Annotated in this window: 18 protein-coding genes; 8 read left to right on the top strand and 10 right to left on the bottom strand. The window is 63.0% G+C overall.

Annotated features, from left to right (window positions below):
- The first annotated feature begins 857 nt into the window (after positions 1 to 857).
- The 8 genes from GGR23_RS18455 to GGR23_RS18420 all read left to right on the top strand — a co-directional run bounded on the left by GGR23_RS18455 (position 858) and on the right by GGR23_RS18420 (position 15,271).
- The gene (locus GGR23_RS18455; RefSeq protein ID WP_183367785.1) at positions 858 to 1,073 is read left to right on the top strand and encodes a helix-turn-helix transcriptional regulator; all 216 of its coding nucleotides are present in this window, start codon (positions 858 to 860) and stop codon (positions 1,071 to 1,073) included.
- Positions 1,074 to 1,246: 173 nt separating this feature from the next.
- Positions 1,247 to 2,116 carry a BrxR family helix-turn-helix transcriptional regulator gene (locus GGR23_RS18450; protein WP_210297015.1) on the top strand — a complete coding sequence of 290 codons (870 nt, stop codon included), beginning with the start codon at positions 1,247 to 1,249 and terminating at the stop codon, positions 2,114 to 2,116.
- 34 nt (positions 2,117 to 2,150) lie between these two features.
- A complete protein-coding gene (locus GGR23_RS18445) occupies positions 2,151 to 5,456 on the top strand; it encodes an ATP-binding protein (RefSeq protein WP_183367784.1) in 3,306 nt (1,101 codons plus the stop codon).
- Positions 5,453 to 6,061, top strand: coding sequence for a DUF7680 family protein (locus tag GGR23_RS18440; protein WP_183367783.1), 609 nt, complete (start codon positions 5,453 to 5,455; stop codon positions 6,059 to 6,061). Before GGR23_RS18445 ends, GGR23_RS18440 begins: the two co-directional genes overlap by 4 nt.
- A gap of 19 nt (positions 6,062 to 6,080) precedes the next feature.
- A complete protein-coding gene (locus GGR23_RS18435) occupies positions 6,081 to 9,299 on the top strand; it encodes a DUF1156 domain-containing protein (protein WP_183367782.1) in 3,219 nt (1,072 codons plus the stop codon).
- Positions 9,296 to 13,162: a helicase-related protein gene (locus tag GGR23_RS18430; RefSeq protein ID WP_183367781.1), complete on the top strand. Its 3,867-nt coding sequence runs from the start codon at positions 9,296 to 9,298 to the stop codon at positions 13,160 to 13,162. Before GGR23_RS18435 ends, GGR23_RS18430 begins: the two co-directional genes overlap by 4 nt.
- A 235-nt stretch (positions 13,163 to 13,397) precedes the next feature.
- Positions 13,398 to 14,510 (top strand): HNH endonuclease, encoded by a 1,113-nt coding sequence (locus tag GGR23_RS18425; protein WP_183367780.1) that lies wholly within the window; start codon positions 13,398 to 13,400, stop codon positions 14,508 to 14,510.
- Positions 14,507 to 15,271 carry a nucleotidyltransferase domain-containing protein gene (locus GGR23_RS18420; RefSeq protein WP_183367779.1) on the top strand — a complete coding sequence of 255 codons (765 nt, stop codon included), beginning with the start codon at positions 14,507 to 14,509 and terminating at the stop codon, positions 15,269 to 15,271. The genes GGR23_RS18425 and GGR23_RS18420 overlap by 4 nt, the downstream gene beginning before the upstream one ends.
- 197 nt (positions 15,272 to 15,468) lie before the next feature.
- On the opposite strand, the gene GGR23_RS18415 is transcribed toward GGR23_RS18420, so the two are convergent.
- The 10 genes from GGR23_RS18415 to GGR23_RS18370 all read right to left on the bottom strand — a co-directional run bounded on the left by GGR23_RS18415 (position 15,469) and on the right by GGR23_RS18370 (position 21,870).
- Positions 15,469 to 15,726 carry a hypothetical protein gene (locus tag GGR23_RS18415; protein WP_183367778.1) on the bottom strand — a complete coding sequence of 86 codons (258 nt, stop codon included), beginning with the start codon at positions 15,724 to 15,726 and terminating at the stop codon, positions 15,469 to 15,471.
- On the bottom strand, positions 15,723 to 16,397 hold the full coding sequence (locus GGR23_RS18410; RefSeq protein WP_183367777.1) for a YcbK family protein: 675 nt from the start codon (positions 16,395 to 16,397) through the stop codon (positions 15,723 to 15,725). The genes GGR23_RS18415 and GGR23_RS18410 overlap by 4 nt, the downstream gene beginning before the upstream one ends.
- Before the next feature lie 74 nt (positions 16,398 to 16,471).
- Positions 16,472 to 16,756 (bottom strand): DUF6127 family protein, encoded by a 285-nt coding sequence (locus tag GGR23_RS18405; RefSeq protein ID WP_183367776.1) that lies wholly within the window; start codon positions 16,754 to 16,756, stop codon positions 16,472 to 16,474.
- Between the two features lie 52 nt (positions 16,757 to 16,808).
- The gene (locus GGR23_RS18400) at positions 16,809 to 17,156 is read right to left on the bottom strand and encodes a phage head closure protein (RefSeq protein WP_183367775.1); all 348 of its coding nucleotides are present in this window, start codon (positions 17,154 to 17,156) and stop codon (positions 16,809 to 16,811) included.
- Positions 17,156 to 17,725, bottom strand: coding sequence for a head-tail connector protein (locus GGR23_RS18395; protein WP_183367774.1), 570 nt, complete (start codon positions 17,723 to 17,725; stop codon positions 17,156 to 17,158). Before GGR23_RS18395 ends, GGR23_RS18400 begins: the two co-directional genes overlap by 1 nt.
- A gap of 77 nt (positions 17,726 to 17,802) precedes the next feature.
- Positions 17,803 to 18,189: a hypothetical protein gene (locus GGR23_RS18390; protein WP_183367773.1), complete on the bottom strand. Its 387-nt coding sequence runs from the start codon at positions 18,187 to 18,189 to the stop codon at positions 17,803 to 17,805.
- A 67-nt stretch (positions 18,190 to 18,256) separates the two neighbouring features.
- Positions 18,257 to 19,543 carry a phage major capsid protein gene (locus tag GGR23_RS18385; protein WP_183367772.1) on the bottom strand — a complete coding sequence of 429 codons (1,287 nt, stop codon included), beginning with the start codon at positions 19,541 to 19,543 and terminating at the stop codon, positions 18,257 to 18,259.
- A gap of 10 nt (positions 19,544 to 19,553) precedes the next feature.
- Complete coding sequence (locus GGR23_RS18380) at positions 19,554 to 20,405, bottom strand: head maturation protease, ClpP-related (protein WP_183367771.1); 852 nt, start codon at positions 20,403 to 20,405, stop codon at positions 19,554 to 19,556.
- Positions 20,402 to 20,560 (bottom strand): hypothetical protein, encoded by a 159-nt coding sequence (locus GGR23_RS18375; RefSeq protein WP_156460106.1) that lies wholly within the window; start codon positions 20,558 to 20,560, stop codon positions 20,402 to 20,404. Before GGR23_RS18375 ends, GGR23_RS18380 begins: the two co-directional genes overlap by 4 nt.
- A complete protein-coding gene (locus tag GGR23_RS18370) occupies positions 20,557 to 21,870 on the bottom strand; it encodes a phage portal protein (protein ID WP_183367770.1) in 1,314 nt (437 codons plus the stop codon). Before GGR23_RS18370 ends, GGR23_RS18375 begins: the two co-directional genes overlap by 4 nt.
- Positions 21,871 to 21,873: the final 3 nt, after the last annotated feature.

Raw genomic sequence — 21,873 nt, 5'->3', positions numbered from 1 at the left:
CGGATCAGGCATTGCCTCTGCAGGCTCGGTCGCGGGCTTTGCCTTCGCGGACCTCTTCCGTTTCGCTGATTCCTTGATGTTGAGTGGAGCGAGTAGATCAAGTTGACCGGAAGGGCGCATTGGTGCTTCCTCTCCAAAAAACCGGATGGGAAACACGCACTCCTGCGCGTGCATATCGATTGGGATCGCCTTATGCCAGGCTGCATCGATAGTTGTTAAATTAGATTATTCGGTCGAGATTGGCAAGCCACCGGATTTCGACCGTGTGAAAAGAACATTCGACAAGACAAAGGAAACCGTTTGTGATGGGCCAGATGATGGGCTGACAGCAAGTCGCCATCAAAAAGTGTATTAAAAACAAGAGTTTATGTGAGTTTATGGCGGAGGGAAAGGACTCATCCTCTAACTCTCTGATAAGCCATGGCGAATCGCCCACAACTCCCGCCCACTTCCAAGCATTTCCTCGTATGCGCAGCTTTACGCAGTTCGTAAAAGGGAGTGGCCAGCCGCGCTCATGCGGACATTTCACGTAGCCCTGCTCACCATTGCGCAACAATCTGACTGGTTTGTGCAAAGAATAGCGCTCAAGAGTGAATCTGGGAGAATCGTGGCGAATTGCTTCGTAAATCTTGGAGGGAGAGGACTTTTCGACAAACTCGCTCGAAGTATGCCCCACATCGCGCCAGCACGCCTTCGTATTCGCAAGTGAATCTTCGCCACCGCAGAATTTTTCTGTTCAAGACAGGGAAGCGCAGCGCCCTATGTTTGGCGCTCCGGACAGTATTACCTTGATAGTGTTTTCCGCCCACGCCTTCGTCGTGTCGCAGTCAAACTGGCCCGAGCGAAAGGAAGCGGAAATGAAGGAAACTCATTTGAACCAACTTGAACTGGCTGTCCGCTGGAGGATCAGCCATCGCACACTTGAGCGGTGGCGTTGGACCGGTGAGGGGCCGAAGTTCCTCAAAGTGGGCGGCCGGGTGGTCTATCGCCTGTCCGACGTCGAGGAATACGAGCAGTCGATTATCCGCTCCAGCACCTCCGACCCTGGTCAGGCTCAGCAAACCGGCGCCTGACCATAGCTACAGGATGGCGGTTGGCCGAGACGCAGCCGCCATCCGCGCCTTCTCCCTTGCTTGCAGATCCTACCGATTTCGATTGAACCCACACGGCTTCCCAGATAGCTTAGCAGAAAATCCAGAAACTGGGCTCGCCTAGTTTCGGGACGGATCATGTCACTGGGGAATGCATGGTGGGAACAGAGAAGGCTGATCTTCGGTGGGGCGTCGAGCGACGGCTCGAATTCATCGAGTTCCGCCTGTTTTGGGAGGGGCATGTGAATCGGGGCGATCTGATGGAAGCGTTCGGCGTGTCGGTGAACCAGGCGTCCACCGACCTGAACCGCTACATCGGCATGGCTCCGGACAACATGACCTACGACAAGAGCGCCCGGACCTACATCCGAGGCAGCAAGTTCGATCCCCTGTTTCTGAAGCCGGACGCAAGCAGCTACCTCTCTCAGCTGCGATCCGTCGCCGACGGCATCCTTGACCGCGCTGACGCCTGGATTGGCCAGTTCCCTTCCTACGCCGCCGCACCGACCCCTGTGCGGGGAGTGAATGCCAAGACCCTGCGTTCGGTGGTCGCCGCAATCCGGCGATCAGAGGCGATCGAGGTCAAGTATCAGTCCCTGTCCCGGCCGGAGCCGCGCTGGCGGTGGATCGCGCCACACGCGATCGGGTTCGACGGTTTCCGCTGGCACACACGGGCCTTCTGTCTCACCGATCAGAGCTTTAAGGACTTCCTGCTCTCGCGGATCATCGAGACCCGCGGCACCAAGCTGAGTGAGGTCGGTGCCGATCGCGACGCCGACTGGAACGAGCAGGTGACATTGGAGATCGGACCGCACCCGGAGCTGTCCGACACGCAGCAGAAAGTCATTGCCCTCGATTACGGGATGCGTAGCGGCCGGGCGAAGATCCCCGTGCGCAAGGCGCTTCTCTACTACGCGCTGAAGCGGTTGGGTCTCGACACCGACCCGGGCGCACGTACACCTCAAGACCAACAGATTATTCTGATAAATCGCAGCGATGTAATGGCAGTCACATCCGGCGATTAAAAAAGCGGCAGACATCCAGTAACGGAATGACTGTTTGCTGCTGAAAAATGTGACCTGTGAGAATAGAGGGCTTCGGCGGATGATGAACTCGGAGAAACAAACCAAGGGACTGTTGTCCCTCTATGACAGCTGCACGCCTCGTGCTGACATTATAAAGGGAACTTTCAATCCAGAGCTTTTTACCGCGAGCCTGAGCCAGGTGATGGATAGCTACGCAGGCCAGAAGGTTGCGGAGACTCCCTACACTGATGCCACCGTTTTCTTCGGAGAGGCGACATACCCCACGAGTGGGATGCGCGACCTATTGTCTACCGTCCTTCTAAGGGTCTCTGGAGACACAACGGCGAGCGCGATCACGCGCCTTGAGACCGGGTTTGGCGGCGGGAAGACCCACTCCCTAATCGGGCTGGTCCACTGCGCCAAGCGCGGAACGGAGATCCGCGACCTTGTTGACCCCCTCTTCCCAGGGCTGCCGCTGCCGGCGCCGGGCACCTTGGACGTCGTAGCGATCGCCGGGGACGTCCTTTCCGTGAACAAGCCGTCTGGTGCCGCTCTAATCCCCCACACCCTCTGGGGCGAGCTTGCAATGCAGGTGGGAGGCGAGGCGCTCTACAGGGATTTGGAAGGGGACGTCACCTCGGTTGCCGCGCCCGGTAAGGACTTTTTCAAGCGGGTACTCGAAGGGCGCAAAGTGATCATCCTGATCGACGAGCTTGCGCAGTACGTCGCCCGATTCGAGGCCGCGCATCCGGGAAAGGGAGCGACACAGGTCGCCGCCTTCCTCATGTCTTTGTCGACCTTTGCCCGGTCCGCAACCGGCATCGCGGTCGTGATCTCCCTCGCCAGCTCATCGGACGCTTTTGCCCGCCAGAGCGAGAGCCTTGGCTCCGAACTCACCCGGATCACAGGATCCGAGGTCGCCCCAGAGGAGGCCGTGCAGCGGGCTGCGCGCGCCGTCGGTGAGACCGAGAGTGTCGTGGCGCGTGACGCGCTCCCTATCAAGCCGGTCCCACAGAGCGAGCTTGCCCGGGTTCTCGCCCGCCGCCTTTTCTCGCAGATCAATTCCGAGGCGGCACAAAGGGCCGCAGAGGCCTATGCAGCCCTTTACGCCAGTTCCCCGGCCGACCTCCCTTCGGAGGCGAAACAGACCGACTACGCGGACCGGATCCGGGCCAGTTACCCGTTCCACCCGACTTTCCTGCGGTTCCTGAACGAGAAGCTAGCCTCGATCGAAACGTTCCAGGGGACCCGCGGGGTTCTCCGGGTGATGACCCTCGCGATCCGGCTCCTCTGGGAGAAACGCCCGAACGCGCCCATGATCCATGTGGGGCATCTCGACTTCTCGGATCGGCTAATGGCGGACGAGATCGTGGGGAGCCGTCTGAAAGCGGGCGACATGCAGATCGTCCTCAACACCGACGTCGGGGGGCCGCAGTCGGATGCTCTCGCGTCGAACCGGAGCCGGGCTCAGATGCGCGACGCCGCGAACCCGCTCCCGTCCGGGATCCCATACCACGAGATGACTTGGCGCGTCGTGCTGGTGAACAGCCTAGTTGGCCGAGCCGGCGGGGTGTCCAGCAATCTGTTCGGGATCAACGAGGCCGACGCTCTCCTGTCGGTCCTTATGCCGGGGCTCCCTGCGACCGCTGTGAAGACCGCCCTCGAGGCGATCCAGAAGCACGCCTACTACCTGCGCGAGGATGGGGGAAAGTTCTTCGCGAACACCGACCCGACCATCAACCGGGCCCTCAGCGACATCCGTGAGGGGGTGAAGCGGGATGACGCGTTGCGGCTTATCCTCGAGGCGTCCCGGAAGGTAATCACGAACCAGAACGGGATCTTCGAGGTCCGGGAAGACGTGACCGCCCCTCAGGACATGGCGGAGTCCCCGCGTCGGCCCTCGATCGGGATCGTCCGGGTCGATGCCCCGCGTATTGTGGTCGACGAATTCATCCAGACGGTGGGTAACGGGCAGCCCCGCATATCTCAGAACCACGTGGCGCTCCTGATCCCGAACACAGTTGCGACGGACCGGGATAGTGACGGAATGTTCGGTGATCAGCGGGCGCAACAGAGCCTGGACCGGCTCCTCGAGTTGGCGCGCGATGTCCGGGCAATGGAGAAGCTGGCGGCGGACCCCGGCGCCTATGGGCTCACGCTCCGGCAACTTGATGACGATTTCCAGGGCCGCCGAGCGCGGGCCCGGAACGACCTAAACGTAGCGGTCAGCAAGAGCTACACCCGGCTCGTCTATCCGGGAGCCGACGGAATCGCGATCCGAGAGATCCGGGTCGCTGGCGGTGAAGGTGGCGCCCCAGTCGCCGAGCAGGTCAAGGAGATCTTGCGCAAGGATGGAGAGGTGATCGAGGCTGATCGGGCAGCGACCGTGGAAATCGTTCGTGGCCTTGCCCAGCTTTTTTTCGGCCTCGGCGGGGACACGCCGACCGTAAACGGGATCCGTGACGCGTTCGCGCAGCAACGGCGCTGGCCGATCCTAGAGAACCCGAGCGTCTTGAATCGGGTCATCTCCGCAGGCGTGGAGCGAGGGGTCTGGTGCTTGTTCCGCTTTGCCGACGCCAAGAGCGATCGGCCTGACGAGATTTATGACGCGCAAAACCAAGTCCCTCTGAACGCAGATCTCTCTGCCGACGGGTGGTCTATCATTCAGGTGACGAAGGCGCGGGCCCGCGGCTGGATCAAGGGGGAGAAGCCGTCCGAGGATAAGATCAGGGAATGGGCAGCAGAGGTGGCGCGGCAATCCGCTGAAACCCGCGTCTCGGAGATCATAGAGAAGGTCAAAGAGAAATCCGAGGCCGTGACGGACGCGGATGTTCTAAACGTTATCCCGAAGGTGATCGCGCAGGACCGATACCTTGTTCACGACGGCGAACCGGAGCAGCAAGAGAAGCCGAATGGCTTTCGAGAAGGTATTGAGGCGACTATTCGTCCCCCTCGTCCCGATGACTTCCTGATTGTCCGGGCTGAAGCTGCCAAGCGCGGCTGGCTCGCGAGCGCACCGCAGACCCTCCTGATCGAAGAAGAAGGGGACGCTCCGAAGGTTCTCCTGCCCTTGGTTAAGCGTTTGGGGCGCGTTGGTGCCAATGGGACCAAATCGACCGTGGATGACCTCAGGATCCAAGCCCTCAAGGTACCCGGAGGAGCGTCGATCGACCTCAAGATTTCAGGTGCAACACCAGAAAGCCTGAAGGCACTGGATGAGTTGTTCGAAACTCTTATGACGGTCGGCCGGGTCGATGCCGACACATTTGCGTCGATCGAAATCGAACACCCGGATGAGGAGTGCGCCTTGGTGGCAGAGCTCAAGAAAGGTGCTGAATGACTACCAAGAAGGGGCGTCCGCACCGGCATGCGGAACTATACAAGACGCTCCACGAAGGCGCTCTCTCCGCGGCGCCCTTCGCGTTACGGATCACTCGGCACAACGACGTGCCGCCCCCGGTCCTTGTGATCAAGGAGCGGCGGGCTCGTGATGGGGACGAGGGGGATGCGCGGACGGGACATCTTCAGGATCGGGGGCGCCTGCATGGGGACAGCCTCCGCCGCCTCCTGCCGGTCGTCCGGGCGATCGCATCCCGGGCCCGGAACCAGCATGACGTCCCGCTGGAGGTGGACGCCTTCCTGTCCGAGGAGGGGATGCGCACGCAGCGGACCCTCGTTCTCGATGAAGAGGCCGGGGCGAAGCTCGGGATCATTTTCAAGCTTCAGGAGCGGCTGATGGACCTTGACCGGTCGGAACTCCTGTCGCGCCGGGTAGCGACCTTTTCGCGGGAGGAGGCCGTCTACTGGTTCTCCCGGATCACACATTATGGGCCGGTCGCCAACCGGTGGGCCGTATCCGGACTGCGGGTGATGCTGTGTGGGCAGGGAAAGGGACCGGACGCTGAGGTCGAATCCATGCTCACCAAGCTGCGCGCGCGCCAATAACGGGAAAAGAGGGAATGGTATGAAGGATTTGTCGATCGATCTGCGGCTCATGGAGAGCGGCTTCCCGTGCCACCAGGTGGGCGCGGAAACGCAACGGGAGCGTGGGTCCAGCTCGGCCCTTCCGCCCCTCTACTTCCTCCATGTCTGGTGGGCGCGCCGTCCCCTGATCCCGTCCCGGGCCGCCATCCAGGCGTCTCTCCTTGGGTCCGATGCCGATCCGGACGCCTTCGTCCGGGACCTCGGAATCATGAAGAAGGTCGCGATCGTCGGCGACCAGGAATGGACCCTCGTCGGGAAGCCGCTGGCTCATGTGCGGCGGGACGCGTCCGGCGAGGTGTTCTTCCTCGACGAGAAGGGGATGAAGTTCCTCGAGGCGGAGGTTGAACGGCGCGAGCGCAACCGGGAGATCATCGACCGGCTGACCTCCTTTGATCCGTCCTTCTCTCGTGACCCCGTCGTGACACGCTGGGCGCAGGACTCTCTCGCATTTCGGTTGCCGCTCCCGGCGGAAGGCACCCGGCTCCGCGTCGAGGAGCGCGCGGCAGACCCGGCCCATGTGAACGACCGCGTCACCTTCGCCAAGCTCGACCGGGTGAAGCAGGCGCTCGGAGAGACCATCCGATGGGACCCGGAGGATCTTTACGCGTACGATCGAGCCTATGCGAACTCACCAGAGTATCGACCGACCGGGTTGACGGTTCTGGACGCGACTGCCGGAGGCGGCAGCATCCCGTTCGAGGCGCTGCGCCTCGGGCATACTGTGATCGCCAACGAGCTGAATCCGGTGGCGACGACGATCCTTCACGCGACGCTCGATTTCCCGGCCCGGTTCGGGCCGGACCTCCTGAATGACATTCAGAAATGGGGCGAGCGGCTCGTTTCCGAAGTCGAAGCGGAAATGCTCGACGTCACCCCCCGCTCGCCGTTGCCTGAGGCCGAGCGACAGAAGCTGGAAGGGGTCGTGCGCGGTGATCCGGAACTGATGCGCCTCTATGGTCAGACCGAGCATGACCAGAACGGGATCCTCTATTGCCGGATGGTCAAGTGCCCCTCCTGCGGGGGAGATGCGCCTCTCCTGAACAGCTTCTGGCTTCTCAAGGTGCCAGGGGATCAGTGGGGCGTTCGGATTATTCCTAACAGGGACAAGACCGTCGATTTCGGTGTGTACGAGATTTCGAGTGGGAGGGGTCCGAACGGAGAAAACCCAGAAGATTCGACCGTGACTCGCGGCATAGGCCAATGTGTGCATTGTCGTCAGGCGATCTCTGGGGACGAGATCAAGGCGCAGGCACGCGGAGAAAGTCGACATGGGACCTGGTGGGATCGCGTATACGCAGTTCACGCCGCTCGCCTAGAGCCCAAGATGGATGCCCGCGGGCGTCCACAGCGTTACGCTACCGGCGAGCGAGCGGGAGAGATCAAGACTGGTAAGGTGAAGTTCTTCCGCGCTCCAACTGATCAGGATGAAACTGCCCTAGCTGAAGCAAAACGGCGGCTCGATGAGAACTGGGCCCGCTGGGAGCGTGATGACTTGATCCCGACGGAAGCTTTTCCGGAAGGAAATGACATGCGCCCCGTGAACTACGGCATGCCGAGGTGGTGTGACATGTTCGCTCCTCGCCAGCTACTCGGGCACCTGACGCTGGTAGAGCGGCTCCGCGCCTTGCAGCCCGAGATACGAGCGACCCTCGGTGAGGTGCGTGGCAATGCTGTCATCACCTACCTCCAGTTCATGGTGGACAAGTTCGTCGACTACAACAGCAGACAGACCCGTTGGGAGTTCACCCGTGGCGTTGTTAAAGGGACATTTGGACGGCACGACTACTCATTGAAATGGACCTATGGAGAAATGCCCTACGCCGGTCCCTCGAGCGGACTTCGATGGGCTCTCTCTCAGGTTTTGGACGCCTACCAGGGGATATCGGAACTCGCTCTTTCCGTTCACCAGGCCCAAGGCACGAAACTGCCGCTGAAGATCATCAACGGACCCGCAGGGAACATGTCCGAGGTCGCAACAGGATCCGTTGACCTGGTCTGCTTCGACCCTCCCTACTACGACAACGTACAGTACGGAGAGCTGTCCGACTTCTACTACGTCTGGCAGAAGCGCGGGCTGCGCGACGTCTTCCCTGGCCTGTTCTCCCGGCGCCACGTGAACAAGAAGGATGAGGCGGTCGCCAACCCGGCCCGTGACGGATCGGCGGCGAATGCCAAGGCCGCCTATGAGCGGATGATGGGCGAGATCTTTGCCGAGTGCCGTCGGGTTCTCAGCGATGACGGCGTCATGACCCTGATGTTCACCCACAAGAAACAGGAGGCATGGGAGACGCTGACCCGGTCGCTGATCGAGTCCGGCTGGGTCATCACCGCCTGCATGCCCGTGGAGTCCGAGTCTGGATACTCGACCCACCAGATGAACATGGCCTCCGCTGCGTCGACCATCTTCATCACCTGCCGCAAGCGGGTCGATGAGGACACCGAAGCTGCCGCTTGGCAGGGCATCGGCGGAACCGGGGTCGCGGCGCGGATCCGCAAGGCGGTCCGGGACGGCTTGGCCGAGTTCGACCGTCTGAACCTCAGCCCGGTCGACGAGATGATCGCCAGCTTCGGGCGGGCGCTTCAGGTCCTGTCCGAGCGCTGGCCAGTGTATGACGGGGACGAGGTGGTCTCGCCGGTTCAGGCGATGACCGCCGCCAGCGCCGTTGTGGCCGCCCACCAGATCACTCGGATCACCGAGGGACGCCTCTCGGTCGAGGAGCTGGACACAGAAACCGGTGTCGCGCTCACCATTCTAGGGGCCTTTGGCACAGGTGAGTTCGCCTTCGATGACGCCCGGAACCTCGCGAACGCTCTGAACGTCGCGATCGAGGGGAAGAGCGGTAACTATACCGTCGCCGATCGCCGGGTGGGCCTCGCGACGCTGCAGCCCGGGGCGAACTATGCCGCCCCCCTTGTGAAGTCCGGCTCGAAGGTACGCCTTGCGGCCCCCGAAGAGCGAGCCCCGGCGCGCCTTGAGAAACCGCAGACTGCTTGGGACCGGCTCCACGGTCTGATCGCCGCCTATCGGCAGGGGGAGGACGTCCTAGTTCGCGCCTACTTCGAGAAGCACTGTCTGCCGCAGGCGCAACTGCTGCGAGACCTGTTGGAGGTTTACCGGGCCGAAATCGGGGATGAGCGACTCCAGAAGGAGGTCGACTGGGTGCGCTTTGCCCTTGAGAGCTTCGGGCGCGCGCAGTGACAGAAACGGCCGGCGTGAAAGGGACGCCAGCGTCCTTCCGGGACGTCGAGTGGCGGGACGAGTACCGGACCTCGGAGATCCGGCCCGGCGAGCCCGCGACCGACATCCTGAAGGAGTTCTATATCCCGGCCCTGGAGCGGTCGGTCCGCTATGACCGGGTCGCCGGGTATTTCCGGTCCTCGTCCCTCGCGGCCGCCTCCCAAGGGTTCACGGCCTTCGCTCGGAACGGGGCGAAGGCCCGCTTCCTTGTCGGCTGCGATCTGGACGCGGAGGACGTGAAAGCGGCGCTAAGGGGTGCTGACGAGGCGCTCGTTGCGCACCTGACGGCCGCCCTCGAAAATGACGGGTCCTGGAGCGCGGAGACGACCCGGGGCGTCGACCTGTTCGCCTATTTGGTCTCCAAGGGGATTCTCGAGGTGAAGGTAGCCTTTCGGGTTCACAAGGGAACCGGCGATCCGCTCTCAGTCGAATCCACGGCCGACGGATACGTTCACGAGAAATGGGCCGTGTTCGTGGACGGAGAGGGAAACGTGATCCGGATCGACGGGTCCCTGAACGAGTCTAAGACGGCCCTGTCGATCAACGCCGAGAACGTCCTGCTGCACTGCTCCTGGTGGGATGAGCGAAGTCGTCGTCAGACCGGTAAGGCCCTGAAGGATTTCGAACACCTTTGGCGTCATGGGAGCGACGGGATCCGGGTGATGGCCCTGCCGGAGGCGGTCCAGGCGCGTCTGATCCGGATGGGACGGGACGTGATCGAGCCGAAGGAGATCGACGGGACGGAGGCGCCCGCCCCGCCCAAGGCTCCGGAAAGCCCATTCGCCGCGCTCGCCCCGGTCGATTATCTTCGGTGGCGCCTCATAAAGGACGGGCCGCGATTGCCCGGTGGGCGGTTCGTCGGGATCGAGACCGCCCCAGTAGTCCCTTGGCCGCATCAGGCTTTCGTCGCCCGACGCCTCGTGACCTCCTGGCCCCACAGCTTTCTGATGTGCGACGAGGTGGGGCTCGGGAAGACGATCGAGGCAGGTCTCGCGATACGGTCTCTGACCCTTTCCGGTATCGCCTCGAGGGTGTTGATCGCCTCCCCGGCCTCGCTGACGCGTCAGTGGCAGCGCGAAATGAAGTCGAAGTTCTTGCTCGATTTCGCCAGGACGGCCCCGAGGGGGCGGATGAGCCATGAGCGCCTGAACGAGGACTCGACCCCGTTCGAGGTTTCCGAAGGGGGCCTTCTCGCCCCGGATCTGGTGATCGCCTCGACCGGCCTACTGACGCACCGGACCAGGCGTGGCGAGGTCCGGGGCGCCAAGGGGTGGGATATCGCGCTCGTAGACGAGGCCCATTATGCGCGTGCGGTCAACCGGCAGAACCAGCTCTACTCACTCATTGATGAGGTGATCCGGCCGAAAGCCCGCGCCCTTCTACTCGCGACGGCGACCCCAATGCAGCTCTCGATGCAGGAGGCGTTCGACCTGATGCGGCTCACCGGACGGGTCGGCAGCTTCGGGCTCGATGACGACATCTCGCGGCAGTATTACGAGGCGGTTCAGGAGTTCGTCCAGAGCCGGGGCCGGATCTCCGACGCGACGCTGGAGTTCCTGCGCCGCGCCATTCTCGAGATCAAGCTGCTCGACCCGGAGTACTGGACGTTCATTATGAGCGCCTACCGTTCGCCAGCGGATCAGCGGACCGTGGCCCGTTGGGTAGAGGAAGCGCGCCCGTTCCCGGCCGGGGATTGGCGACTTATCGCCCGGGTGCTGCGCGCGGCCGCCCCGCTCTCGCGCGTCATGCTGCGTCACACCAGGGACCTTCTCCGCCTCTACCGGGACAGCGGCAAGCTGAACGCGAACCTTGCCCAACGCCACGTGCGGCCCCTGGACCCGATCAACTTCTCCCCCACCGAGCGGCGGGTCTATGACGCGCTCGAGGCGTACTGTCGGGATTTAGACGCCCGCGTTCGGGCCTCTTCCCGCCAGGAAGACCAGCGCCGCGTCGCCTCTGTCGGCTTCTATCTGAGCTTCCTTCGGCTCCGGTTCGCTTCCAGCCTTCACGCGATCCGCAAGACACTGGAGCGACGCACAGAGAAGGTGAAAGCCACCCTCCGGGCGCATCAGCACGCCGGGTTCAACCCGACCGACGAAGAGCTGGCAGAGGCCGTTTTCGAGGGGGATGATGAGGGGGACGAGGTCGCTGTCGAGGCTCTGCTGGACGGGCGCACCGAAGCTGACCTCCTATGGGAGCAGGAGGCGCTCCGGGGCTTATTGGACCGCCTCGACGAGTTGGTCGGCGTACCGTCAAAGCTCGACCGGCTCCTGTCCGAGCTGAACGCGCGGCGCCAAGGGAGCCGAATTCGCCAGGCGGTGGTATTCACCCGGTTCAAAGACACGCTCGATCACCTGGTCGACGAGCTCCGGTCCCGGATGCCGAGCGCGCTGGTTGGCACCTTCTCCGGGGCGGGCGGTAGCCGTTACGACCCTGCCGCGGGCAAGATGATCAGCACTACACGCCTCGAGATCACCCAGAGCTTCGTACGCGGTGACATCGACGTCCTGCTCTGCACGGACGCCGCGGCAGAGGGGCTGAACCTCCAGACCGCAGACCTGCTGATCAATTTTGACCTTCCCTGGAACCCGGCGAAGGTGGAGCAGCGGATCGGGCGTATCGACCGGATTGGCCAGAAGTATCAGGAGATCTTCGTCGCCAACTACGCGTATGCGGGCTCGGCGGAAGAGCGGGTCTACGGGCGTCTCCTCTCTCGGCTCGCTGAGGCGGGTCTCATCGTCGGTCCCCAACAGATTGCGCTGCTTCCGGTTACAGAGGCAGATTTCCGGGCGCTCGAGAACCCGAAGGTGTCGGCGGAGGAAGTCCGGCGGATAGAGGCGGAGGCGGCCGAACGGCTCCGCCGGTCCAAGGCGGCCGCTGAGGCGCTCGAAATCCCGCCTAAGGAGTTGCAGGAGTTCTACCGGGCGTGGGAGCGGTCCGGAGATTTCGCCGCCCCGGTCACGCTAGACGACATCGACGCCGCGCTGGCTTCCCTCGCGAACGTAGCCCCGGACCTCCTGTCCCTGACTGAGCATCCGGGCGTATTCGCCCTCCGCCACGAGGACGGCCGTGTCTCTTATCTTACCGCGTCACGGGATATCTTTGACCGGCCGCCCCTTGAGGTGCGGACCGGTCTGGAGTTCGCCTCCTATGGGGCCCCCGCGTTCGACCAACTTCTGGAGCTGATCCCGGAACGGGACGCCGCCTCCTGGATGCGTCGCGTCAGCGTCACGAGCATGATCGGAGACAACCGGATTGAGCGGGTCGGCTTCTCTGTCGCCACCTGCACCGGTCCGGTGAGCGTAATGGGGGTGTCGGACCTGCGCGAAATCGAGATCGACCCAGACACTATTATCGGGGACGCGGAGGCGCGTCGGGTTGAGGCCGGGCTCGCTTCGGCACTCGCAGCTGAGATCCGCACCGTCGAGAAGGGGGTTGAGGACGTCGACGCGAACAGACGGGCCTCCGCAGAGCAACTGGTCTTGTCCTATGAGATCGCCGCGGCCTACATGGAGACCGCGACCGGCGCAACTGACGCGGATGACCTGCACCGGCGTCTCCGGGATGAGTTGATCCCGAACAAGCCCCACGGGCTCTTGGTCCGCATGCGGCCGACCCGTCTCGCGCACCGGACCCCGATGCTGTCGGAGACCTCCTTCCGTGGCATCCCGGGGGAGGAGGCGAACGTCCACATCTCCCCCCCGCAGCTGAAAGGGGCGGAGGTCAAGATTGACGGGGTGATCAAGGAGATGCGGCGTCAGGGGGAGGAGATGTATCGGGAAGAAGCAGCCACTCGTTTAAGGCGGAAAGTGGCTAAGCTCTGAAAGCCTATGCTAATCCCGATCAAGGGTCTAGCGAAGGCCAGCCGCAATTCTCACCTTGCTTGAGCGACAGCGCTCGCGCCGAATTGCGCTGGCAGGCTCCGATCCCGTTGACCGACAAGCATCGGAAGCGACTGACCTGGCACCGCTCGAACGTATTTCAGAGAGCATCAAATATGACGGGCAGCCCCAAGCCTTAACGCAGGACGCGAGAGACAGAGACATAGGTAGATAGTCGATGGCAGCGCGCAATTATTCAGACCGGACACTAAAACTGCTCTGGGGACGCGCAGGCGGCCGCTGCGCAATGCCTGAGTGCAGGGTTGAGCTGCTCGCTGATGCAACCACTTACGATCCTATCGTCGTCATCGGTGAAATCGCGCATATCGCAGCTGCGCAAAATGGTGGGCCCCGTGCGGATCAAGCAATGCCTGCAGCGCAGCGGAATGACTACGACAACCTGATCCTCCTTTGCCAGAACTGTCATGCAGTTATCGACGGCCAGCCGGGCACCTTCACAGTCGAGCGTGTGAAGCAGATCAAGGCCGATCATGAGCTTTGGGTAAGGGCATCGCTGCCGGAACGAGGCCGTTCTGTTACTGGTTGGTCAGTTCTCTGCCTGCGGGGTGACCACCCGATTGATCTTGGCACCGTGACCGCCGCGTTGTCGCCCGACTACATTGCGGGAGAGCCCCAAACCCTTCGGGTCCCCGGCGAAACCGATGACTGGCAGGCAGTGGACACCGCCATCGCTTCATGCGTCGCAGAACTGATGGCAGGCGCCGACGCCTTCGATTTTCGTCTGGCGGTGTTTCCGCTGGCGCCCGTGAGCGCCTGTCTTTCTCTCGGATTTCAGCTTACCAACCGCCCACATCTGCGCCTCTTCCAGTTCCATCGTGATGATCGCACCTGGGTTTGGCAACGGCAGGATCCGCCGCCGCGGAACATAGAAGTAACAGGGCTTGAAGAAGAGGACCGGGACTGCAATGAAGTCGCGTTCGTGTTCCACCTCAGCGCCATCGTTGCGGATGCCGCGATCGCCGATACCCCGGCTGCTGGAGCAAGGCGAGTCAATATTCGGGTACCGGAGCCTAGCACGGCGTGGCTCCAGCATCCCGAGCAACTCAAGGAACTTGCATCGGCTGCACGGCGGGCATTCGAGTCAGCGCTCCGCCTTTTCCCCGCGGCAGCGCACTGGCACCTGTTTTATGCTGGACCCGCCCCGGCGGCGATCGCAATTGGACAGCAGGTCAATCCTACGATGTGCCCACCGGTTCAGCTTTATGAGTTCAGGATGCGAGAAACACCGCCCTACCGGTCCAGCATCTGTCTGGGAGCACGGCCAGCATGAGCGCAGAACAATACCTCAGGAGGCTCCTTGCTGAGCAGGATCTTTCCGAGGCGGAGTTAAGCGCCCTGCGCGGACTTCGCGACGATATTCAGCAGAAACTCTCAGTTCTCGAGGGTGGCCCTCGATTTTATTATGCAGGGTCGTTCGGGAAGAAAACGATTATCCGCCAGCGCTACGACCTCGATATCGTCATGTATTGGCCGAATACGGTTAACTATACCATTAAGGGAATTTACGATGCTGTTGGCAACGTTCTTAAGAGGCACTGGGCCTACGTGAACGAAAAGACCGTGTCCTGGGAGTTGCCATTTCAGGGAGGTTTTCACATTGATGTTGTTCCCGGACGGGCACTTGATTCTCAATTCTTTGAAGCCAACCTTCATCGCACCGACACCGGAACGACATTAAAAACGAGCCTGAAGACGCACATCGATACTGTCCGGAGCAGCGGACGGCGCGACGTGATCCGGCTCATGAAGCTCTGGCGCGAGCGGAGAAATGTCCCTTTCAAAAAATCGTTCCTGCTTGAACTCATGACCATTGAAGGCTGCAAGGGAACTCGGTTTGAAGATCTAGGAAGTCAGGTTCAAGCCAGCCTTTGTTACATTCGAGATAATATTCTGACCGGCAGTGTTCGTGACCCGGCGAACTCGAACAATTCGTTGTCCGACGACTTGGATCGCACACGGCGTGCTCAGATTCAGGCCGCAGCCGCCGCTGCAGCGGCGGCGACGTCTTGGGGCGCGGTGTTTGAGCCTTAAACGCTCATCCGAGTCCCTCGACAGAGGATCATGGCCGAGCCAAGCACGCTCGCGCCTGATCCCGCATGACGCTGTAGTCGGCGAGCATTTCGGCGATTGCCGACCCATCCGGCAGCAGATCGAGCTCGTCGGCTGCGCGCGCCTGGAACTCGCGGCTATACTCGACAACGGGTGGGCAGATGGTGGGGATTCGGGGTTCAGAACCGCCCGTCGCGCAGCCGGTCAGCGAGATCGCTGCGATCACGAGGACGGCGAGCCGCCGCATCGAGCATCTGGCGTTGGACGTCATTGGTCTTCTCCGAGGTTTCGAGGCGTTCGGCGAGGCGTCCCGCTCGCTCGCCGGAGCGCCGGAGTGTGAGCAGGAACAGGCAGACCGCGAGTGCGATGGTGCCGTAGCGCAGGGCTGTCCGTACCCAGGGGCTGGCAGCGATCCCGGTGAACGGAGCGACGATCATCGACGCCCCCGCTTCCAGTCGTCGATGCGGGCGTAGATCGTCACGGCGACGCCCGCGAGCGCCACGGCGATGAATACCCAGCGCAGGGTGTCGAGATGCGGGACCAGCGGTAGGACGGCGCTTTGCGTCTCCGCCAGCACCTGCTGGGCCACTTCCACCCCGGCCACGCCGAGCGTCGCGACACCCGCCGCGCCGCCGCCCTTCATGGTGCGGCTTTCGGCCAGCACCTCGCGGGCGGGCGGCGCCTCGGCTGCGAATGCGGTCGCTCGGACCGGGAACCGCTCGCCCCACTGGCGTGCGGGGCCGAGGTCCACATGGATGAACCCCGAGCGCGGATAGAAGCCGAAGCCGAGGAACCCGACCTCGCGCGCCGCGGCCTCGAAGGTCATGGGGTCGTGGTTCGCCATGGCGATGTCAAAGGCGGCGCCGTCCATGTGCTTCGACCTCGTGGCGCCACCGACGGCGCGGTTGTGCTCGGGGCTGCGATAGGCCGAGCGGACGATCAGCGGCTTGCCCAGCCGGTCGCGCAGCGCCTGCAGCTTGTCGAGCGCGGGCTCGTTGATCAGCAGCTTGCCGGTACCCCGGCAGGCGATTTCGGCCGGGCTGAAGTTCGGCCAGCGCCAGGTGTGCTCCGGCACGTCGCGCCAATGTTTGTAAGTCATAGTCGTCATCGCAGGTCTCCAGGCACAAAAAAGCCCGCTCCTCGACGAGGGCGGGCGGTGGGACTTTCGGACGTGGCCGAGGCTTATGGCGACGGACCGAAGATCTTGAGCTTGATGGCGATGCCCGCCATGAGGGCGAGCAGGACGCCAGTGGTGATGATGCGGACGGTGGTCTGCACCGCGGTGCGTTTGGCCAGCCGGAACCCGGCCAGCAGCGATCGGAGGTCGCGGATGTCCTCCGCGGCGTCCGTTCCGAGCCCGACCTCTTGCAGGGCGCGTCGCGCGCCTGTTTCGGCTGCGCGTGCCAGCAGCACCTCGAACTCGGTCTCTGACATGCGGAACTGCTCGTTCGCTTGCGGCGGCGTCATAGCGGTTCTCCCGGAGAGTCTGGTTTTGGCTCGCGGCTTTGCCGGTGGCCGCTCAGGTCGCGACACCGGCCTCGCACAGCATGGTGATGAAGCGGCGGCGGCGCTCCATGTCGGCGGCGGTGCGGATGTTGTAGATCATGCCGGAACGGGCATCGATCAGGCGCCAGGCGGCGGTGATGGTTGCCGTTTCGGCATCGAAGCGCACGATGATCAGGGCCGGCTGGATTTCCTGCAGGCGCGACGCAATGACCGTCTCGCCGCCCTTGGAGGGCAGGATGCAGGCGTCACGCTCGAACTGTGGCACCCACTGGCCATAGGTGTTGCCATAGCCATCATCGATCTCCTCGCGCTTTTCGAGGCGGACGCGGTCGCGCAGGGCATTGGCGGTGATCCTGGCCATCAGATCGGGCTTCTGCGATAGGGTGCGATCAGGGCATGGACGGTGTGCTCGATGCCGGCATCAATGCTGGTGTCTGCACCATCGAACAGGCGCTGGACGATGAGCAGGATGGCCTGACGGATGGGCTCCGGCACGTCGGCCGCCGCGCCATAGCCGGCGGTGAAGATGATCGAGACGGCATCCGCGCGACGGAAGGTAGCCGGCCAGGATTGGCCTGACCGCCGGGTGACATAGGCACCGCGCGCGTCGGCAAACAGATCGTAGACGCCGGTGTCCAATGTCTGCTGCACATTGTCGCCGTCGAAGTAGCTGATGCTGTCTATCGCGGTCACCGGCGCCAGCGGCAATGGCAGGTGGACGGCAAAGCGGCCAAACTCCTGCCGCCAGGTTTGGGTGACGAGTGCACGCCCGAGAATGCCGGACCAGCCGTCGAGCCAAGCGGTCGCCGCCCTGATCTGGGCGCTGATCAGATCGTCCTGGTCATCGTGATCGACGCGCAGATGGGCTTTGGCCTCGGCCAGCGACACCGGCATGGTCGCGGGCGCAACCGTGCGGACGGGAGCGAGCATGGCTGTCTTCCAAACAGGTTGATGAACGGGGGGGGCCAGAATCTCGGCGCTGCCGACTGTCTGGCCGCTCTGACCGATCAGGCGACCGGCGCGTCGTGGGGATGGCCGAGCGCAAAGATCGCACCCGCGGCGATCGACGTGCCGGAGGTCTTGGTGATGACGGCGCGGATATAGCGCTTCGTGCCCTTGTAGCCCCGCTTGTAGACCGTGTTGGCCGCAAGCTCTGCCGGCAGGGTTCCAAGCAGATCGCCGACCGCCACATCGGCAAAATCGCCATCCGTGGTCGTGTTGCTCTCCTGGATGGCGACGACAAAGAGGCCATCGCCGGCAATCGCGCCGGTGTTGATGATCAGGGTTGCGGAGTTGAAGCCCTGCAGATCGGCATGGCTGCCCTTGGTGGTGGCCGTGACCACGGCCGGAACCAGAGACGCAACCAGGCTGAGGCCGGAGATACCGTCCTTCATGACAGGAGTCCTTTCGATGAATGGGAATTGTGAAGAGACGGGCAGCCGGAGCCGCCCGTCATGTGGATCAGGTGCTGACCTTCAGCAGCTTGAGCGCCTCGAAGTTGACCACGCCGCCGCCGACCCGCTTGGTGGTGTAGAACAACACGTTCGGCTTGGCGGTGTAGGGATCGCGCAGGACGCGGATGCCGATGCGGTCGACGATCAGATAGGCGCGGCCGAAGTCCCCGAAGGCGACGGGAAAGGCGTTCGCCGCCACCGCCGGCATGTTGTCGTCGGTGTAGACCGGCTTGCCGAGGATGGTCGCGACTTCTGCAGCACCCGACGGTGGCGCCCAGATGTAAGCTCCTTCCGCGTCCTTGAACTTGCGCACTGTGTTCATGGTCGCATCCGACATCAGCCACGACGCCCCGTTCCGGTAACCGGACTTGAGCGCATAATAGAGATCGATCAGCGCATCGGCCGGGCTGACCGAAGCGGTGGCAGCCAGGAAGCCATCCGCTTTCCCCGAGGCAATAAAACCGAGCTTGCCCCATGCATGGGAGGCATTGGCCACCGTGTCGTAGGCAAGAATGCCGCGCGGCTTGTTGATGCCATCGCCATTGGCAAAGGCTGCCCCTTCCTGCTCGGCGAACTCGATCGACACCTCGTCGGCCAGCCATGCCGCCAGATCGATGCGGGCATCGTCGAGCGAGGTCTGCGTGGCGCCCGGCATGGCGTAGATCTCGCCGGTATTGATGGCGATTTCACGCAAGGTCGGCGTGGCGGTGCCGGGACGATCCTGCTCCTCACCGACCCAGCCCGACGTCGCCCCGCCCATATTGACCAGCTTCTTGTAGGTACTGGTCGAGATCGAGATGGTGCGGGCAAGCGAGCGGATGGTCGACACCGTACCAAGCACGCGGTCAATGCCAGCTTCGGTTTCTTCCGGCACCAGATAGCCACCGTCGGGGTCGGACTGCGTGGTCAGCTTGGCCCTGACCTCGAGATCACGCAGGCCGGCATCGACGCCGCGGCGGAAGAAGCGGTCGAAGGCCTGTGCATGCTCGGCCTTGTCCGGATCGGTCGTCCCGCCGACACCACCGACCTTCACCGCTGCCAGCATGGCGTTGGTTTCGTCGAGCGCCTTTTGCAGGGCGGTGATCTCGGCATTGATGCGATCGACCTTTTCGGTCTGCACCACGTCGGCCATGCCGGCCTTGATGTCGGCCAGCTCCTTGTCGCGTTCGACCTTGAAGTCCTCGAAGGTCCTCTGGAGTTCGGCGAGGATCTTGGTGGCGCTGCCGGAATCGGCGCGCACGCCGAGGATACCCCGGACTGGCCCGCGGCCACCGGGGTTCAGTTCGATACCCATCTCGGGTCTCCTATGATCTAATGGTGTCGATCAGCCGCTGAATGGCGGCTGCATGGAAGCCAGCGTCATGCGTGGCCGTGTCGGCAGCGTCGTGCATGCCGGCAATCTGGTTGAACATCTTGCGCCGCTCCGTGCGCGAGACGCCCTGTTTCGCCAGGGCGGCATCGATGCGGCGCCTGGCTTGGATTTCGGGGCGGATCGGCGCGGACGCATTGGTCTCTGGATGGATTTGGGCATCGTCGACGACATCGGCAAAGCCGTATTCGACAGCCTGTGCCGCCGTCATGAAGGTTTCCGCATCCATCAGCTGCTCGATATCGGAGCGCTTCATGCCGGTGCGGACCTCGTAGATGTCAGCGATGGCCGCATCGAACTGCTCGAACACGATGGCGGCCTCGCGCATGTCATGGCGATTGCCGATCACCATGCCCCAGGCATTGTGCACCATCATGAAGGAGCCGAGCCCCATGCGGATGTCGTCACCGGCCATGGCGATGATGGAAGCAGCGGAAGCCGCCCAGCCCAGCACCTCGACCGTGACCTTCGCTCGATGGGCCCGCAGGAGATTGTAGATCGCGATCCCCTCGAACATGTCGCCGCCCGGCGAGTTGATGCGGACGGTGATGTCCTGGCTGCCGATCGAGCGCAGTGCGGCCGAGATGCGGTTTGCCGTGACGCCGGTGCCTGACCAATAATCCTCCCCGATGACGTCGAGGATGGAAATGGTGGTGTCGGCATCAGCACGGGGCACAGCGGCAAGCGGATGCTCGGCCCATTTCGTCAGCACGCCGCTCGGCGCATCCCACTGGTAGTTCTGCGGCCGAGGGAACGTTCGCGCCTCGGGCAATTTGCGAAGGCTCATCGAACGTTCTCCAGCGCCAACAGGAAAAAGTATCCGCCAAGCGTGATGCCGGCGATGAATGTGCCGAAGTGGAAGGCGGGGTTGATGACCGCGACGCTGACAACGCCCATGACCACCATCGTCGCGGCCAGTTTCAAACTATCCAAAAGGCTCATCTGCTTGCGTCCCCATCATCGGGGTCAACATCACCATCGCTGCCGCCATTATTTTCATGGCGATCACGATCCTCATCTGCCGGCACGCCTGCCGTGTTCGGCGGTGGATAGAAGACATCACCGCCATCACGCGGGTTCTGGTCTTCGAGCGCGCGGATTTCGTTGGGGCTGTAGACGCCCCATTGCAGGCCTTTGACGTAAGCCTCCCAGCGCGCCTTGATGTCGCCCTTGACCAGAGCCGCCCGGTTGAAGCGGGCATAAAGCTGCTCTTCCGCGCCGATCAGGTCGCGGTTGATCGCCTCTTCCCACATGGTCAGATGGTCTTCGAGCGTATAGGCGACGAAGCCGATCGACTGCTGCTCGATGCCGGTGCCCCAGGACGTGCTCTTTTCCGTGTCGCCGATCATGTGCGGCGGCACGCCGAAGAACATGGCGATGTCAGTGCGGCTGAACTTGCGGGCCTCCAGCCATTGCGCATCCTCGGCCGTCATGGCGATGCGGGCATAGTCCATGCCCTCTTCGAGGATCAGGTTCTTTCCCTCCTGCTCGCCGCCAGAGCGGAACTCTTCGAGCCCGGCCTTGAGATTGGCGACGGCCTCGGGCCCGAGCTTGTTCGGATGCTTCAGCACCCCGCTGACACGCGCGCCATTGCGGAAGGTGGCCGCGCCATGATCTTCCATGGCCAGCGACAGCCCGATGGTCTCGCGAGCGTAAGAGATTGCCGACACACCATGGACGCCGTCGAGGGTCAGGCCAACCAGATGGAACACCTCCGTCTGAGCCAACCGGATGCGCCGGCCATCCTGGCGGGTATACGAATATTCCAGCCGGAGGTCGTCGCCTTGCTTCACCTCGACGCGATCGGGGTGCAGCGGGATCAGTTCCTGCACCAATCTCCGCGAGCGCACGATCATAGCATAGGCATTGCCGCGCAATAAGAGATGCGCCTGCAGCATGCGCCGGAACTGCGATGGCGTCTGCCAGCGGTTCGGGCGTCGTCGCAGCACCTTCCAGATCGGCGTGTCGGACGCATCCTGCCGGGTGCGCTCATCCACCCGGCGCTTGATGTGCAAGGGCAGCGTCGCCACAGCGCCCGAGATGATGCGCACGCAGGCATAGACGGCCGCCACCCGCATGGCGCTGTCGGGCGTCACCGCAGCCCCCGAGGCGGTCACCGTTCCCGAGCGCAGCGCCTCTTCCAGCTGCTGCGCCGTGGTGATGACGATCCCGCCACCCGCATCCTGGAACGACGCGCGCGGAGAGGCGGCCGGCGGTTTTGCGCCGCCGAACCAGTTCGACCAGAATGCCATTGG

The organism is Gellertiella hungarica (genome assembly GCF_014197145.1).
GTDB classification, from domain to species: Bacteria; Pseudomonadota; Alphaproteobacteria; order Rhizobiales; family Rhizobiaceae; genus Gellertiella; species Gellertiella hungarica.
Note: the sequence above shows the minus strand (reverse complement) of the source record. Positions and strands in the feature narration are given on the sequence as shown.